Origin of the sequence: Tsukamurella sp. TY48 (assembly GCF_019656655.1) — a bacterium.
Taxonomy (GTDB): domain Bacteria; phylum Actinomycetota; class Actinomycetes; order Mycobacteriales; family Mycobacteriaceae; genus Tsukamurella; species Tsukamurella strandjordii.
In genome coordinates, this window is the sequence record NZ_BPMV01000001.1 from 992531 (window position 1) to 1006712 (window position 14182).

The window sequence follows — 14182 nt, forward strand, 5'->3', positions numbered from 1 at the left end:
TTGCCTCGGCGCGGGTACCGAGGCGGTTCAGGCCTCGACCCACCGCCACTGCGCGGTGCGCACATCGGTGCCCTCGGCACGACGCAGCCGCACCATCAGGTGCCGATCGGTGAGGCGCTCGGCCACACCCTCGCCCCACTCGACGACGACGACGCAGTCCTCGAGGTCGGTATCGAGGTCGAGTGCGTCCAGATCGTCGAGCCCGCCCAGGCGGTAGGCGTCGACGTGCACCAGACCGGGCCTGCCCGGCGCACCCGGACGGTGCTCGCGAGCGATGATGAAGGTGGGGCTCGAGACCCTGCCCTGTACGCCGAGTCCGGCGGCGATCCCCCTGGTCAGCGCCGTCTTACCGGCGCCGAGCGGACCGTCGAGGATCACCAGATCGCCCGCGGCGAGGCCGGCCGCCAGTTCCCGGCCCAGCGCCTCGGTGTCCTCCACCTCGGGCAGCGTCCGCTCTTCGCCGGTCATCGCGGCACCGCCCGGTCGACGAGCGCCGCCACCGCGAGCGCCACCCGGTCGGCGGCCTCGAGGATCAGCATGTGCCCGGTGTTCGCGAGCACGATCAGCTCGGTGTCCAGCTCCTCGGCCATCGCCTTCGACTTGCGCAGCGGGGTCATCCAGTCGTGATCGCCGCACACCACCGATGTCGCGATGTCGCGCAGGATGGGCAGCGCGTCCTGTTCGTCGTAGCTCTCCAGGGCGGCCATGAATCCAGCCGTGGTGTCGAGCGGGGCCGACAGGCTCATCGTCGACGAGAAGTGGGTCATGGTGGCGCTGCGGTCGCCGCGACCGTAGGCGCCGGCGGTGACGAAGGGTTCGGCCAGCGGTTTGACCGCGTCGCGTCCGCGGCCCACCACCGAGGGCAGGAACCGCACCGCGGCGCGGAACATGTCGAGCACCGGATTACGCAGCGCGGCAGCCAGACCGGAGTCGGTGAGCGCATGCGAGGCGGTTCCCAGGAGTGCCGCTCCCACCACCCGGGAACCGATCAGGTCCGGGTGCCCGGTGGCGAGCGCGCAGATCGCCATGCCGCCCATCGAGTGCCCCACCAGGACCACCGGGCCGGTCGGCACCAGGGCGTCCATCACGGTGGCGATGTCGTCGCCCAGCAGTGCGACGGTGCTCTGCTCGGGCGTGCACGAGCCCGAGTCGCCGTGCCCGCGGCAGTCCGGGAAGACCATCCGGACCCCGTCGCCCCAGCGCCTCTGCAGGGCGTTGCGCACCAGCACCCAGCTCGCGGACCGGAGCGTGAACCCGTGGATGAACAGCACCGTGATCGGGGCATCGCGCGGGCCGACCTCGCGGACGTGCAGCGGCACACCGTCGGAGCTCATGACGATCGTCTCCCGGTCGGACCGGAAGGTGAGGTCGTCGGCGCTGATCGGGTCGTCGTCGACCCGCACGCCGAGCGCGCGGCGGGCGGCGGCGAGTCCCGTCAGCGTGGCGACAGCGACCGACGTGCCGAGACCGGCGAGGACCGCGGGGCCGGGGCGATGCCGTCCGGCGCCGGACGCCTTCACCGCTCCCCCGTGTACTCGCGGGCCACCCGGCCGCGCACGGCGGTGAGCACCTCGTAGTCGATGGTGCCGAGCAGCTCGCCCCAGTCGGACGCGCGGGCGGCGCCGGGTGCGTCCCCGAACAGCACCGCGGTATCGCCCTCGGTCACCCCGCCACCGTCGGGACCGAGGTCGATCACGAACTGGTCCATGCACACCCGGCCCACCTGGGGGAACCGCCGGCCGCCGATCGCCACCTCGAACCGGCCGCTCAGCGGGCGCCACACGCCATCGGCGTACCCGGCCGGGATCAGCCCCACAACGGTGTCCCGCGGCGCGATCCAGGTGTGCCCGTAGCTCACACCGTCGCCCGCGGCGAGCGGCTTCACCAGGATCACCGGCGCAGCGAAGGTCATCACCTGACGTAGCCCGAAGTCCCTGCCGGGCACCGGGATTCCGCCGTAGATCGCGATTCCCGGGCGCACCAGGTCGAAGTGCAGATCGGGCCGGGTCAGGGCCGCGGCCGAGTTGGCGGCGTGCACCCGGGTGGGTCGCAGGCCGTGCGCGCGGGCGTCGGCGGCCGCCGCGGCCAGGGCGTCGCGCTGCACGTCGAGGAACGGATGCCCGGGCTCGTCGCCGTGCGCGAGGTGGGTGAACACGCCCTGCAGCTCGACGGTGCCCGCGCGCTCGGCCTCGACCAGGGCGTCGCGGGTGGCGGCCCATTCGTGCGGGGCGACGCCGTTGCGGTTGAGTCCGGTGTCGACCTTGACGTGCACCACCGCGGGCCTGCCCACGCTGCGCGCCGCCGCGACGACCTCGGCGAGCTGCCGCGGCGAACTGACCCCGAGCCGGACATCCGCGGCGATCGCGCGTTCGTAGCCGGAAGTGCTGAGCCAGCTCAGGATGGGGACGGTGATCCCGGCGTCGCGCAGGGCGAGCGCCTCGTCGACCGTGGTGACGCCGAGTTCGGTGGCACCGCCGGCGAGCGCCGCCCGCGCCACCGGCAGCGCGCCGTGACCGTAGGCATCGGCTTTCAGCACCGCCATCACCTCGGCGGTCGGCGCGTGCTGCGCCACGACCTGCACGTTGTGGGTCACGGCGCCCAGGTCGATGTGCGCGGTGGGTCGGTCCAGCCGACCGGGGATCTCGGTCATGACGGGCATCAGCCTAGTCCCGCAGGATCGCCGCGAGGACGTGCGGGAGGGCGGCGCTGATCGCCGCGGCGTGAGTGGGCGCACCGTCGGCGGCGCGGTCCGCGGCGAGGCTGTGCACCCGGGCTGCGCACGCGGCGGCGTCCAGCGGGTCGAGCCCCGAGGCGAGCAGGGCGCCGACGATGCCGGTGAGTACGTCCCCGGACCCGGGGGTGGCGGCCCAGCTCGATCCGGCGGTGTCGACGACCGCGGCGCCGTCGGCAGCGGCGATCACGGTGCGATGCCCCTTGAGCAGCACCGTCACCCCGAAGGAGGCCGCCAGCTCGCGGGCCGCGGCCACCCGGTCGTTCCCCACCGGCCCGGCCAGCCTGCCGAACTCCCCCGCGTGCGGGGTGAGCACCGTGGGTGCCGTGCGATCGGCCAGCAGACCGGGATGCTCGGCGAGCAGGGTGAGCGCGTCCGCGTCGAGCACCGTCGGCAGGTCCCGGCCGAGCACGGCGGCCAGACGGTCCGCGGCGGCACCGTCGGTGCCCATGCCGGGCCCGGCCGCCCAGGCCTGTACCCGGCCCGCATCCGACGGCTCATCGGTCGCGACCACCTCGGGCCAGGCGGCGAGCACCGCCTCGCGGCCGGTGCCGGCGTACCGGACCATGCCGGACGTGGCGCGGACCGCCGCGCCCGTGGCGAGGACCGCCGCCCCCGGGTAGGTGGCGCTGCCCGCGAGCACGCCGACCACGCCCAGGGTGTACTTGTCGTCCCGGGCGCCGGGGACGGGCCAGCGGGCCGCGACATCGGCGTCCTCGAAGGAGACCAGCTCACCGGGGCCGGGCCGCAGGCCGATGTCGATCAGCTCGACCCGTCCGCACTGTGCGGCCGCGAGGGCGTGCACGGGCTTGAGCGCCCCGAAGGCGACGGTCACGGCGGCGGTCACGGCCGGGCCGTGCACCACGCCGGTGGCCACGCCGACGCCCGACGGAGTGTCGGCCGCGACGACCGGTGCATCGATCTCCTCGACCAGGCGCGCCGCCTCGGGCCGCAGCGCACCGCGGCCCCTGATCCCGACGATGCCGTCGATCACCAGATCGGGGCGGCCCGGTGCGGTGACCACGCGGCCCCCGGCGCGCCGGAAGGCGGCCATTCCCGCGTCGTGGACGCGCCCGGGATCGAGCAGGATCGCCTCGACCGCGACACCGCGGCGGCGCAGGTACGCACCGGCGAAGAGGGCGTCGCCGCCGTTGTCGCCGGAGCCCACCAGCAGCGTGATCCGGCGGCCGGAGACGCCACCGGTGCGGTCGGTGAGTTCGTCGGCGCAGACCCGCGCCAGGCCGTACGCGGCGCGCCGCATGAGCGCACCGTCGGGCAGCGTTCTGAGCAGGGGCGCCTCGGCGTCGCGGACCGTGTCGGGGAGGTGGTAGTGCCGCACGAGGGCCACGGTACGTCAGATCGACTAACGTGAGCGGCGTGACCGATGCGAACAAGCTGGTGAAGCAGTTGAAGCGTCGCGGACCGCACCGCGTGCTCAAGGGGGATCTGGGCGTGGCCGGCGTGCCGGGCCTGATCTACACCCCCGAGGCGGGCGTGAACCTGCCCGCGGTGGCCTTCGCGCACGACTGGCTGACGCCCGTGAAGCGGTACCGCAAGACGCTCGAGCACCTGGCCTCGTGGGGCCTGGTGGTGGCGGCGCCCGACACCGAGCGCGGTGTGATGCCCTCCGATTCCCGGCTGGCGATCGACCTGGGAACCGCACTCGATGTGATCACCGAGGTGCGGCTCGGCGACGGCGACATCACGGTGAACAAGGCCCGCCGCTCGGTGGTGGGCGACGGTTTCGGTGTGGGCGCCGCACTGATCGCCGCCGCGGCCGACCGCCGGGTGGAGGCGGTGGCGGCGCTGTTCCCCTCGCCCACGTCGCCGCAGGCCGAGCAGGCCGCGACCGGCACCACCGCGCCCGCGCTGATCGTGGCGGCGCCGGGTGACGAGCAGTCGATGACCTCGAACGCCGCGGCGCTGTCGCTGCGGTACACGGGTCCGACGGAGCTGCGCATCGTTCCCGATGCGGAGGCCGGTGGCCTGGCCGAGGGCATCTCGGTGCGCGGTGCACTCGGGGCCGGTGGATCGGACAAGAACACGCAGAAGTCGGTGCGCGCCCTGCTCACCGGCTTCCTGTTGGCCACCGTGGGCGGCGACGACGAGTACAAGGTGTTCGCCGAGCGCGACGCGGATCTCGGAGATCTCGCGGTGGTGTGGGATCCGAACGCCGAGCCCGAGCAGCCGAGCATGCGCGAGCGGCTCCGCAGCCTGGTCTGAGGACTCCGGTCAGACGGCGCGGTACAGCCGTTGCGGACGGCCCGCCCGGCCGTACTGCAACCGGATGTCGACGGCGCCCGTGACGAGGAAGTGCTCGAGGTAGCGGCGCGCGCTCACGCGGGACAGTCCGGCACCGTCCGCGCATTCGGCTGCGGAGACCTCGCCCCGCGCGCGCACCACCTCGAGCACCAGTGCGCCCGTCTCGGTGCTGAGCCCCTTGGGCATGGGCGATGAGGCGGACCGCGTGCCGCCGAACAGCGCGTCGATGGTGCCCTGATCCGTGTGTTCCGTCGCCTCCAGAATCCGCTTCCGGGAACGGAATCCTTCGAGTTTGCGACGCAGCTGGGCGGTGTCGAAGGGCTTGACGAGGTAGTCGTTGGCGCCGCCGTGCAGCGCCGCCGAGACCGCATCCACCTCCCGCGCGGCGGTGATCATGATGACGCCCACATCGCGGCCCTCGGCCCGGATCCGGCGCAGCACATCCAGTCCCGATCCGTCGGGGAGGTACACGTCGAGCAGCACCAGATCGGGCTCCAGCTCGGCGATCCGCTCCCAGCACTGCTCGGCGGTACTGGCGATCCCGACCGACCGGAATCCCGGTGTCCCATCGACGAAACGGCGATGGATCTCGGCCACCATGAAATCGTCGTCCACCACCAGTACCCGGAGGTCCGGGACGGCCTCGGTCATGTTCGGCTCCGCACCGCTGGGGCGCGATCCGGACCGTGCCCGGGCAGGCGCACCCGGAACCGTGCACCGCCGGAGCTCCGGTCCACCACCTCGGCGGTACCGCCGTGCCGGTGCGCGACGATGCGGACCAGCGCCAGTCCGATGCCGCGGCCACTGAGATCGGCGGCCTTCGATGTGACTCCGCGCGTGAACAATCGGGACCGCAGCTCCTCCGGAACCCCCGGCCCCGTGTCCTGCACCTCGATCACGATCCCCTCCTCCTCGTCGTCCTCGATGTGCACCAGTACCCGGGCGTCGGGCCCGCCGACGCAGGCGTCGAGAGCGTTGTCCACCAGGTTGCCGAGCACCGTGATCACATCGGCGGACAGTGCCGGATCCAGTTGCGGCAGTGCGGAATCCTCCGTCAGTTCGAGTGTCACCAGCGATTCCGCCGCGAGCGAGACCTTGGCGATGAGCAGCGCGGCGACTGCGGGATCGTCGATGCGGGAGGTGACGGCGTCGCTGATCGCCGCGCGCCGCCGGGTGAGGACCGCCACGAAATCCTTCACCGCCGCGTACTCCTCGAGTTCGGCGAGCCCCGAGATCGTGTGCAGCTGGTTCGCGAACTCGTGCGTCTGCGCCCGCAGCGTGTCGGTCACGCCCTTGTGCGAGCTGAGGCGGTTCTGCAGATCGGCCACCTCGGTGCTGTCGCGCATGGTGGTCACGGAGCCGATGCTCTTCCCCTGGCTCGATGCCGGTCGCCGGTTGAGCACGAGGACGCGCTCGGCGGTCACCAGGACGACGTCCGTCTCCATCGGTCCGGCGCGCAGGAACTCCCGCACGGCGGGCTCCAGCGGGACCTCGTCGACGGTGCGCCCCAGCGCATCCGAGGTGAGCGCGAGCAGATGCCGCGCCCCGTCGTTCGCGAGGGTGATCACCCCGTCGTCGGTCACGGCGACCACGCCCTCGCGGATGCTGTGCAGCAGTGCCTCGCGATGGTCGGCGAGGGAGGCGATCTCGTCGACCTCCAGGCCGCGCGTGTGCCGCTTGATCCTGCGGGCGAGCAGCCAGGACCCGACGAGTCCGAAGGCCGCCCCCAGCCCGAGGTACAGCACGAGCAGTCCGCTCGCGCCCCGCAGGAGCGACAACCGGCTGGGATAGGCCTCGCTGACCGCGGCGACGGCCACCACCTCCCCCGTGGGGCGCAGGACCGGGACGTGCGCGGCGATCGATCGCTGCCCGCTCACGTCGAGGTCGCCCGACCAGCCGCGTCCCGCGAGAACATCGCTCGGACCGAATCCGGTGACGGTACCCACGCGGCGCGGGTCGGTCGAGGCGATCACGGTGCCGTCCGGGGCGATGATCTCCGCGGTCCGCGCCCCCGACAGGGCGGCCGCGCGATCGACCTCGGGCGCGAGCACCCAGGATCGCGCGGGGTCGTCGATCCCGTCCCGCACCACGGGCGTGGCGACGAGATTCTCCGCCGCGGCGGAGAGCCGTTGCCCGCGGATCGCGCGGAACTCATTGGTCGACTGGTGGACCGAGGCGACGGACACCACCAGGAGGACGGCGGCGATCACCGCGAGCTGGAGCACGAGGAACTGCGCAGCCATGCTCCGGGACCGGCGTGCCGCCGCCCCGACCGCGCCGGACGCCCATGACCACAACGTTCAATACTTCCGTTTCTTTCACATACGTGATGCAGATCACGTCGTAGTCCAGTATTACCGGTGTGACGATGACTCTCGCAATCCGCAACGCGACGGCGCGGCCGATCGGCCGCCGCGCCTTCGTGGTCGGAGCCGGCCTGGCGCTGGCCGGGGCATCGTCGGCATGCGGGCGGGCGGCCGACGGGGCGCCGCGCGATCTGCGGTTCATGGTGCCCCACAGCCCCGGCGGCGGCTACGACCTCACGGCACGGACGGCGGCACGCACCCTGGAGGACACGAAGGCCGTGGCCCGGTGCGACGCCTTCAACGTGATCGGCTCGGGCGGCACGGTCGCGATGGCGCGGTTGATGAACGAGCGCGGCAACGGCTCGCTCATCATGATGATGGGGCTCGGCGTGATCGGCGCGTGCTCCGCAGTCCGAAGTACCTACCGCGCCACCGATGCGACACCGCTCGCGAGGCTCATCGACGATCAGGAGGGGATCGTCGTGCCGGCGCAGTCGCGGTTCCGCACCGTCGACGATTTCCTGTCCGCATGGCGGCAGGACCCCGGCGCCGTGCGGATCGGCGGCGGATCGTTCACCGGAGGCCCGGACCACCTGTTCCCGATGGAGCTCGCCCGGACACTCGGCATCGCCCCCGCCCGCGTGGACTTCTCCCAGTACTCCGGCGGCGGTGATCTGCTCACCGCGCTCCTCGGCCGGCGGGTGGACGCCGCCGTCTCCGGAACCGGGGAGTACCGCAGCCAGATCGCCGGCGGCGGTCTCCGCGTGCTCGCCGTATCGGGCCGGGAACGGGTTCCCGGAATCGACGCCCCCACACTGCGGGAGGCCGGAGTGGACCTAACCTTCAACAACTGGCGCGGCGTGCTCGCGCCGCCGGGCATCACACCCGGCCGGCGCCGGGCCCTGGTCGACATGCTGGCCCGCATGCGGTCCTCGCCGCAGTGGCAGGAAGCGCTGCGCCGCAACGGTTGGACCGACGAATTCTCGACCGGCACCGATTTCGAGAAGTTCCTCGCCCAGCAGGAGGAGCGCGTGGCGAAGGCCCTCCGCGATCTCGGCCGGACCTGAGATCCCTGCCCTCCGAATCCCCTTCTTTCCACTCATCTCGCCGCCCGGCGCTCTCGCATGCCCGCGAGCGCCCGATGACGCATCCACACACCGACAACCCGGAGGAACCCGATGATCGACGGTTGGAAACAGACCATGCCCACGGCGATGCTGCTGAGCATTGCGCTGGTGGCGATCGTAGGGTTGCTCGTGCTGATCCTCCGGTTCAAGCTGCACCCGCTGCTGGCCCTGAGCGTGACCTCGATCGCGACCGCCTTCGCCACCGGGATCCCGGTGAGCGCGATCATGAAGGTACTCGAGGGCGGGCTCGCGAAGACCCTCGGCGAGGTGGCCCTCCTGATCAGCTTCGGCGCGATGTTCGGCCGCCTCGCCGAGAGCAGTGGCGCGGCGCAATCCCTCTCGGACACCATGATCCGCGTCTTCGGTGAGAAGCGAGCGCCGCTCGCCCTCGGGGTCGCATCGCTGCTGTTCGGCTTCCCGATCTTCTTCGACGCCGGCCTGATGGTGATGCTGCCCATCATCTTCGCCGTGGCCCGCAAGCTCGGCGGCAGCGTCCTGACCTACGCCATCCCCTCGGCGGCAGCGCTGTCCGCGATGCACGTCTTCCTCCCGCCGCACCCCGGCGCGGTGGCCTCGACCGTGCTGCTCGGCGGCGACATCGGCCTGGTGATCGTGATCGGCCTGCCCGTGGTGGTGCTCACCTGGTTCATCGCGGGCTACCTGTACGGCATCTTCATCGGCAAGAAGATCTTCATCCCCGTCCCCGACTTCCTCAGCGGCGGAAAGGAGACCGAGCGGGTCGAGAATCCGCCGCGGCCCGGGATCATCCTGGCGCTGCTGTTCCTGCCACTGGTCCTGATCCTCACCAACACGGCGCTCGCGACGCTGGTGAAGACCGGCACGCTCGCGAAGGACAACACCTACCCGGCGCTGGCATCGGTCTTCGGCTCCACGCCGATCGCGCTGTTGATCACGCTCCTGGTGGCCATCGCCGTGTTGGGTGTGCGGCGCGGGAAATCGGCGTCGGTGATCGAGGACCTCCTCGATCAGGCGCTGCGGCCGGTGGCGCCGGTCATCCTGATCACCGGTGCGGGCGGCATGTTCGGCGGCATCTTCCTGGCCAGCGGGATCGGTGGCGCACTGTCGTCGGTGCTCGGCAGTATCGGTCTGCCGCTGATCGTCTCGGTGTTCATCGTGGCCGCGATCCTGCGCATCGCGCTGGGCACCGCGACGGTGGCGATCACGACATCGGCCGGGCTGCTGGGTGCCTCGGTGACCGCGGCGGCCCTGAACCCGGTGCAGACCACCGCGGTGATCCTCGCCCTGGCCGCCGGATCGTCGATCTTCCCGCACGTCAACGATGCCAGCTTCTGGATGATCGGCCGGATCCTGAACATGGACGTGCCCACCACGTTCAAGACGTGGAGCGTGACGAAGACCTTGATCTCGGTGGTGGGCTTCGGTTTCGCCTGCCTCGTGTTCGCCCTCGGCAGCGCCGCCTGACGACCGCGCCCCGCGGCGGTCAGCCGGCGCTGAGCCAGGAATCGTGTTCGTCGTCGGCGCGGATCACCGGGATGGGCCGGGTGATCGGCTCGGCCGGAACCTCGATACCGAAGGCCTCGATGAGGTGGTCGAACATGTCCTGGCGTTCCGCGGCGCGGATCGCGCGGGCGTGCGCCTCCTCGGGCGTCTCGTCGGGCAGCATCGGGCCTCCTAGGGGACGGTGACGGCGAGTTCGGCGCCGCTGCCCTGCTGTTCGGGCGGGCACGGCTCCTCGGCGGGTGCACTCGGGGTCTGATCCCCCTGCTGCGGTGCGCCGGACTTCGGTCCCGGCGCCGGGGAGACAGCGGCCGGATCGGGGCCCGTGGACGCCGACGGCGTGGCGCCCTGGGACGCTCCGCCGACGGATGCTCCGGGAGTACCGGTGTTCGCCGCGCCGCCTGTGGTTCCGGCGCCCGGGTTTCCAGCGCCAGTGGTTCCGGCGCCAGTGGTTCCAGCGCCCCCGGGGGTTCCAGCACCTGCGGTGCCGGCGGAGGGCTTATCGCTCGGCGTCGCTCCCGCGGGGACGGTGCCCGCGGGCTTGTCCTTCGCATCGTCGAGGGTGAGCTTGCCGTCTTCGCCCACCTTGAGCGTGGCCTTCTCCTGGGTGCCGTCCGGCTTCGTGACGGTGACGTCGACGGTCTTGCCGTCGGGACTGAGCTTCGCGGTCACGGTGTTGCCCTGCGCGTCCTTCGTCCCGGACGTGCCGTTCTTGTCGTCCTTGCCCTTGGCCTCGTCCTTGCCGTCCTTGCCGTCCTTGGCATCGGTCTTGTCGTCGGTCTTCCCGAGGCCGAGCTGCTCGGCGATCTTCGGTACCAGCTGCGACAGCCACGAGGGCATGCCGCCGCTCCCCGACGATCCGCTCAGCCCGGACAGCGGGTTGGTCGACGACGGTGTCGCCGATGCGGGCGTCGTACTGGCCGGCGTGATCCCGGTTGTGGGCGTCGTCGCCGTCGGGGTGCCGGTGGTGAGGCCCGACGGTGACGTGGTGCCGGTCTTCCCGCCTGTCGATCCTCCGGTCGAGCCGTCGGTGCCGGCGCCTCCCGTGGACCCGCCACCGGGCGAGGTGGTCCCGCCACCGCCCGGCGATGTGGTGCCGCCGCCACCGGGTGAGGTGCCGCCGGGGTTCGTCGTGCCGCCATTCGTCGAGCCACCGCCCGGTGACGTATCGAACTGTGGGGCGGGGAAAGCGGAGGTATCCACCTTCGCTGCGGCGGGTACCGCTGCGTACGCCTTCTCGATCGCTGTCCGCGCCTCCGCGATGATCGAATCGAACAGTTCCACGTCTTGGCTAAGCCGCGCTTCGAAATTGGCGACGAACTCCGCGTCGAGCAGCATCCCGCGAGGCATGGTCTCGAATTGCTGGGAGAGCGTCTCCGTTTCGGCCGCGGTGAACTCGGCATTCAGCTTGGCGACCTTCTGCGCGACCGCCGCAACGACCGCGCCATCGGCTGCATCCGCCGCGGTGGCGGAAGCCTCCAGCGAATCCGCGATGGGGGTACTCAGCTTCTGGTGGGCGTCGAGTGTGACCAACGCGGAACGCCCGGCCGAATCCGGCCATCCGCGGTCGACGTCACCCCGTGCGGCGGACTGGTCCGTGGCCGCCTGCCGCGCAACCGACGCCGCCTTGCGCAGCTTCGCCGCATCGGAGCGCAAGGCTTCGAGGTCAGTACCTCGCTCGTTGTCGTAGGCCCGACAGAAGTGATCACGCCAGTCCGGCCACTGCTTCGCGGAAATCATCGAGGCCACGTTCAACACGATCCGGAAGTACTGCAAGGGCGCGGCGCCGAGGTCGAGCATCGAATCGATCGTGCGATCAGCCACGCCCAGCGCCCTTCACATCGGCCGCACCGGTGGTATCCGTGGTCTTGTGCGCGGCGGCCGACGCGTTCAGTCCCACTCCCATCGCCCGCGCCGCATCCCGCCAGGCGTCCGTACGGGCGGCAAGAGCCGTGATCGCCGCATTCCACTTCTCGCCCTCGTCCGCGTACTCGCGTCCGAACTTGTCCGACGACAGTGAGCCCGCACGCAAGGCAGTGGCAGAGGTCCCGAGGTTGTCCGCCACCGTCGAGTACTTGCCACCCGCCCCGGCCACTACGGCTGTATCGATCTCGGTTCCGGCCATGCGATCCCCCATCGCCCGTAGGTCCCCTACACCCATTGGACGCATCAGCGGGCGGATCGGTTCCGCCCGACCTCAGGCGATGGCGCCGGCACCCCGGACAGCGACGAGGAGTCCGTCCGGACGTTGTGCCACGGGGACCGGGTCGACCTGCGCGAAGCCGCAGCCGATGGTGCGCGAGGCACCGTCGGCCTCGGCGCTGTCGCCGACCATCAGGACCTCCTCGGGCGGCAGGCCCAGCGCGGCGGACGCGACCCGGAAGATCTCGGCGTCGGGCTTCACGTGGCCCACCTCGAAGGAGAGGACGAACTCGTCGACCAGCCCGTCGATCCCCTCGCGCTCGAACGCGGGCCGGATGTCGTAACCGATGTTGGACAGCACCCCCACCTTCAGACCGGCATCGCGCACCGCCCGCAGCACGGCCGCCGTATCGGGATAGATCGTCCAGTTCAGCGGATCGGAGAACTCGCCGTAGAGCCGGCTGCGTTCGTCCGCGTCGGTGACCCCGGAGGACGCCATGACGTGCAGGTAGGCGTTGCGGTGGTCCTCGGAGCTGAGGTCGCGGGCGTGCCAGGTGCGCAGGGCATCGTCGTCCATCGGGACGGGCACGCCGACGGGCACCGTCATCCGGTACAGCAGCTCGCTCTGCGCGGCGTCGTCGAGCGGATGACCGTCCGGACCGGCGAGACCCGCGAACCACTGCGGGTCGGGTTCGAGCCGGAAGAGGGTCCCGGAGAAGTCGAAGAGCACGCCGCGGTAACTGGTCATGGGCCCGATGCTACCGCCAATCGAAACGTTTCGACCAGTGGGTCAGCCGATCAGGCCGGCGAGCCGCTCGGCGGTGCTGCGGGCGGCCTCCTCCGTGGGGGCCTCGACCATCACGCGCACCAGGGGCTCCGTCCCCGACGGACGCAGCAGGATGCGCCCCTCCTCGCCGAGGGCGGCCTCCTCCGCGGCGAGCGCGGCGGTGAGCGCCGGCGCCGCCATCGCGGCGGCCTTGTCGATCACGCGCACGTTCACCAGTACCTGCGGCAGCACCGTGAGGACCGCGGCGAGCTCGGCCAGCGAGCGTCCCGTCTGCGCCATCCGCTCCATCAGCTTGAGCCCGGTGAGCACACCGTCGCCGGTGGTACCGAAGCCCGGGAGCACCACGTGCCCCGACTGCTCGCCACCCAGCGCGTAGCCACCGGAACGCAGCTCCTCCAGCACATAGCGATCACCGACGGCGGTGGTGCGCAAGGTGATTCCCGCCGCGCGCATCGCCAGATGCAGGCCGAGGTTGCTCATCACGGTGGCGACCAGCGTGTGGTCGGTGAGCTCGCCGGCCTCGTCCATCGCGATCGCGAGGATCGCCATGATCGCGTCGCCGTCGATGATCCGTCCGGACGCGTCGACCGCGAGGCAGCGGTCGGCGTCACCGTCGTGCCCGAGTCCGAGGTCGGCCTCGTGCGCGAGCACCGCGGCCTGCAGGCTCTCCAGATGCGTGGAACCGCAGTCGCGGTTGATGTTCAGGCCGTCGGGCACGTCGTGGATCGCGATCACCGTGGCACCGGCATCGCGGTAGGCCTTGGCGGCCACCGTCGCGGCGGCGCCGTTGGCGGCGTCGACCACCACGGTGAGTCCGGCGAGGGACCGGTGCACGGCCGACTCCAGATGCGCCACATAGCGATCGACGGCGTCGAAGGCGCGCTTGACGCGCCCGATCCCGGCGCCGGTGGGACGCGGCGGAGCCGGATCGTCCAGGGCCGCTTCGATCGCGTCCTCCTGGGCGTCCTCCAGCTTGTGCCCGCCGCGGGCGAAGAACTTGATGCCGTTGTCCGGCATGGGATTGTGCGAGGCGGAGATCATCACGCCGAGTGCGGCGTCGTACTCCGCGGTGAGGTGCGCGACGGCGGGCGTGGGCATCACGCCGACGAGCAGCACGTCGACACCGGCACTGGTGAGGCCCGCCGAGACTGCGGCGGAGAGCATCTCACTGGAGGCGCGGGGGTCCCAGCCGACCACGGCGAAGGGACGGTCGGTGCCGTCCGGATCGTGCGCACCGAGCACCGCCGCCGCGGCGGCGGACAGCCGCAGTGCGAGATCGGCGGTCAGGTCCTTATTCGCCAGGCCGCGCACACCGTCGGTCCCGAACAGACGCCCCATGAAGAATTCC

14 protein-coding genes are annotated in these 14182 nt (G+C 71.6%); 3 read left to right on the forward strand and 11 right to left on the reverse strand.

Features of this window, described 5'->3' with window-relative positions:
- Positions 1 to 27: 27 nt before the first annotated feature.
- The 4 genes from tsaE to TTY48_RS04830 are packed head-to-tail and all read right to left on the reverse strand — an operon-like array spanning position 28 to position 4070.
- On the reverse strand, positions 28 to 468 hold the full coding sequence (tsaE, locus tag TTY48_RS04815) for a tRNA (adenosine(37)-N6)-threonylcarbamoyltransferase complex ATPase subunit type 1 TsaE (RefSeq protein ID WP_220656422.1): 441 nt from the start codon (positions 466 to 468) through the stop codon (positions 28 to 30).
- Complete coding sequence (locus tag TTY48_RS04820; RefSeq protein WP_220656423.1) at positions 465 to 1520, reverse strand: alpha/beta fold hydrolase; 1056 nt, start codon at positions 1518 to 1520, stop codon at positions 465 to 467. The genes tsaE and TTY48_RS04820 overlap by 4 nt, the downstream gene beginning before the upstream one ends.
- The gene (alr, locus tag TTY48_RS04825; protein ID WP_220656424.1) at positions 1517 to 2659 is read right to left on the reverse strand and encodes an alanine racemase; all 1143 of its coding nucleotides are present in this window, start codon (positions 2657 to 2659) and stop codon (positions 1517 to 1519) included. The genes TTY48_RS04820 and alr overlap by 4 nt, the downstream gene beginning before the upstream one ends.
- A gap of 4 nt (positions 2660 to 2663) precedes the next feature.
- Positions 2664 to 4070: an NAD(P)H-hydrate dehydratase gene (locus tag TTY48_RS04830; RefSeq protein ID WP_220656425.1), complete on the reverse strand. Its 1407-nt coding sequence runs from the start codon at positions 4068 to 4070 to the stop codon at positions 2664 to 2666.
- A gap of 38 nt (positions 4071 to 4108) precedes the next feature.
- Here TTY48_RS04830 and TTY48_RS04835 point away from each other — a divergent pair, with 38 nt between their 5' ends.
- Positions 4109 to 4954 carry a dienelactone hydrolase family protein gene (locus tag TTY48_RS04835; protein ID WP_374758682.1) on the forward strand — a complete coding sequence of 282 codons (846 nt, stop codon included), beginning with the start codon at positions 4109 to 4111 and terminating at the stop codon, positions 4952 to 4954.
- A 9-nt stretch (positions 4955 to 4963) separates the two neighbouring features.
- Here the strand turns inward: TTY48_RS04835 and TTY48_RS04840 are convergent, their stop codons facing one another.
- The gene (locus tag TTY48_RS04840) at positions 4964 to 5644 is read right to left on the reverse strand and encodes a response regulator (RefSeq protein WP_220656427.1); all 681 of its coding nucleotides are present in this window, start codon (positions 5642 to 5644) and stop codon (positions 4964 to 4966) included.
- Positions 5641 to 7236, reverse strand: a complete 1596-nt coding sequence (locus tag TTY48_RS04845; RefSeq protein ID WP_220656428.1) for an ATP-binding protein — start codon at positions 7234 to 7236, stop codon at positions 5641 to 5643. The genes TTY48_RS04840 and TTY48_RS04845 overlap by 4 nt, the downstream gene beginning before the upstream one ends.
- A 125-nt stretch (positions 7237 to 7361) precedes the next feature.
- On the opposite strand from TTY48_RS04845, the gene TTY48_RS04850 reads away from it, so the two are divergent.
- Together TTY48_RS04850 and TTY48_RS04855 are read left to right on the forward strand one after the other, a co-directional pair.
- Entirely contained in the window at positions 7362 to 8366 is a 1005-nt protein-coding gene (locus tag TTY48_RS04850; RefSeq protein ID WP_220656429.1) for a tripartite tricarboxylate transporter substrate binding protein, read from the forward strand.
- A gap of 114 nt (positions 8367 to 8480) precedes the next feature.
- On the forward strand, positions 8481 to 9869 hold the full coding sequence (locus TTY48_RS04855) for a GntP family permease (RefSeq protein ID WP_220658452.1): 1389 nt from the start codon (positions 8481 to 8483) through the stop codon (positions 9867 to 9869).
- A 19-nt stretch (positions 9870 to 9888) separates the two neighbouring features.
- Here TTY48_RS04855 and TTY48_RS04860 read toward each other — a convergent pair whose 3' ends face one another.
- The 5 genes from TTY48_RS04860 to glmM all read right to left on the reverse strand — a co-directional run bounded on the left by TTY48_RS04860 (position 9889) and on the right by glmM (position 14172).
- Positions 9889 to 10071, reverse strand: a complete 183-nt coding sequence (locus TTY48_RS04860; protein WP_220656430.1) for a hypothetical protein — start codon at positions 10069 to 10071, stop codon at positions 9889 to 9891.
- Positions 10072 to 10079: 8 nt separating this feature from the next.
- Positions 10080 to 11729 carry a hypothetical protein gene (locus tag TTY48_RS04865; RefSeq protein WP_220656431.1) on the reverse strand — a complete coding sequence of 550 codons (1650 nt, stop codon included), beginning with the start codon at positions 11727 to 11729 and terminating at the stop codon, positions 10080 to 10082.
- On the reverse strand, positions 11722 to 12030 hold the full coding sequence (locus TTY48_RS04870) for a hypothetical protein (RefSeq protein WP_220656432.1): 309 nt from the start codon (positions 12028 to 12030) through the stop codon (positions 11722 to 11724). Before TTY48_RS04870 ends, TTY48_RS04865 begins: the two co-directional genes overlap by 8 nt.
- Before the next feature lie 72 nt (positions 12031 to 12102).
- On the reverse strand, positions 12103 to 12795 hold the full coding sequence (locus TTY48_RS04875) for an HAD family hydrolase (RefSeq protein ID WP_220656433.1): 693 nt from the start codon (positions 12793 to 12795) through the stop codon (positions 12103 to 12105).
- 42 nt (positions 12796 to 12837) lie between these two features.
- Positions 12838 to 14172 (reverse strand): phosphoglucosamine mutase, encoded by a 1335-nt coding sequence (gene glmM, locus TTY48_RS04880; protein WP_220656434.1) that lies wholly within the window; start codon positions 14170 to 14172, stop codon positions 12838 to 12840.
- Between the last annotated feature and the right edge of the window lie 10 nt (positions 14173 to 14182).

Excerpts from the sequence above, each read along its gene's own strand:
- tsaE (WP_220656422.1), bottom strand. The coding sequence starts at position 468 with ATGACCGGCGAAGAGCGGACGCTGCCCGAGGTGGAGGACACCGAGGCG.
- alr (WP_220656424.1), bottom strand. The coding sequence starts at position 2,659 with ATGCCCGTCATGACCGAGATCCCCGGTCGGCTGGACCGACCCACCGCG.
- TTY48_RS04840 (WP_220656427.1), bottom strand. The coding sequence starts at position 5,644 with ATGACCGAGGCCGTCCCGGACCTCCGGGTACTGGTGGTGGACGACGAT.
- TTY48_RS04845 (WP_220656428.1), bottom strand. The coding sequence starts at position 7,236 with ATGGCTGCGCAGTTCCTCGTGCTCCAGCTCGCGGTGATCGCCGCCGTC.
- TTY48_RS04850 (WP_220656429.1), top strand. The coding sequence starts at position 7,362 with ATGACTCTCGCAATCCGCAACGCGACGGCGCGGCCGATCGGCCGCCGC.
- TTY48_RS04860 (WP_220656430.1), bottom strand. The coding sequence starts at position 10,071 with ATGCTGCCCGACGAGACGCCCGAGGAGGCGCACGCCCGCGCGATCCGC.
- TTY48_RS04870 (WP_220656432.1), bottom strand. The coding sequence starts at position 12,030 with ATGGCCGGAACCGAGATCGATACAGCCGTAGTGGCCGGGGCGGGTGGC.
- TTY48_RS04875 (WP_220656433.1), bottom strand. The coding sequence starts at position 12,795 with ATGACCAGTTACCGCGGCGTGCTCTTCGACTTCTCCGGGACCCTCTTC.
- glmM (WP_220656434.1), bottom strand. The coding sequence starts at position 14,172 with ATGGGGCGTCTGTTCGGGACCGACGGTGTGCGCGGCCTGGCGAATAAG.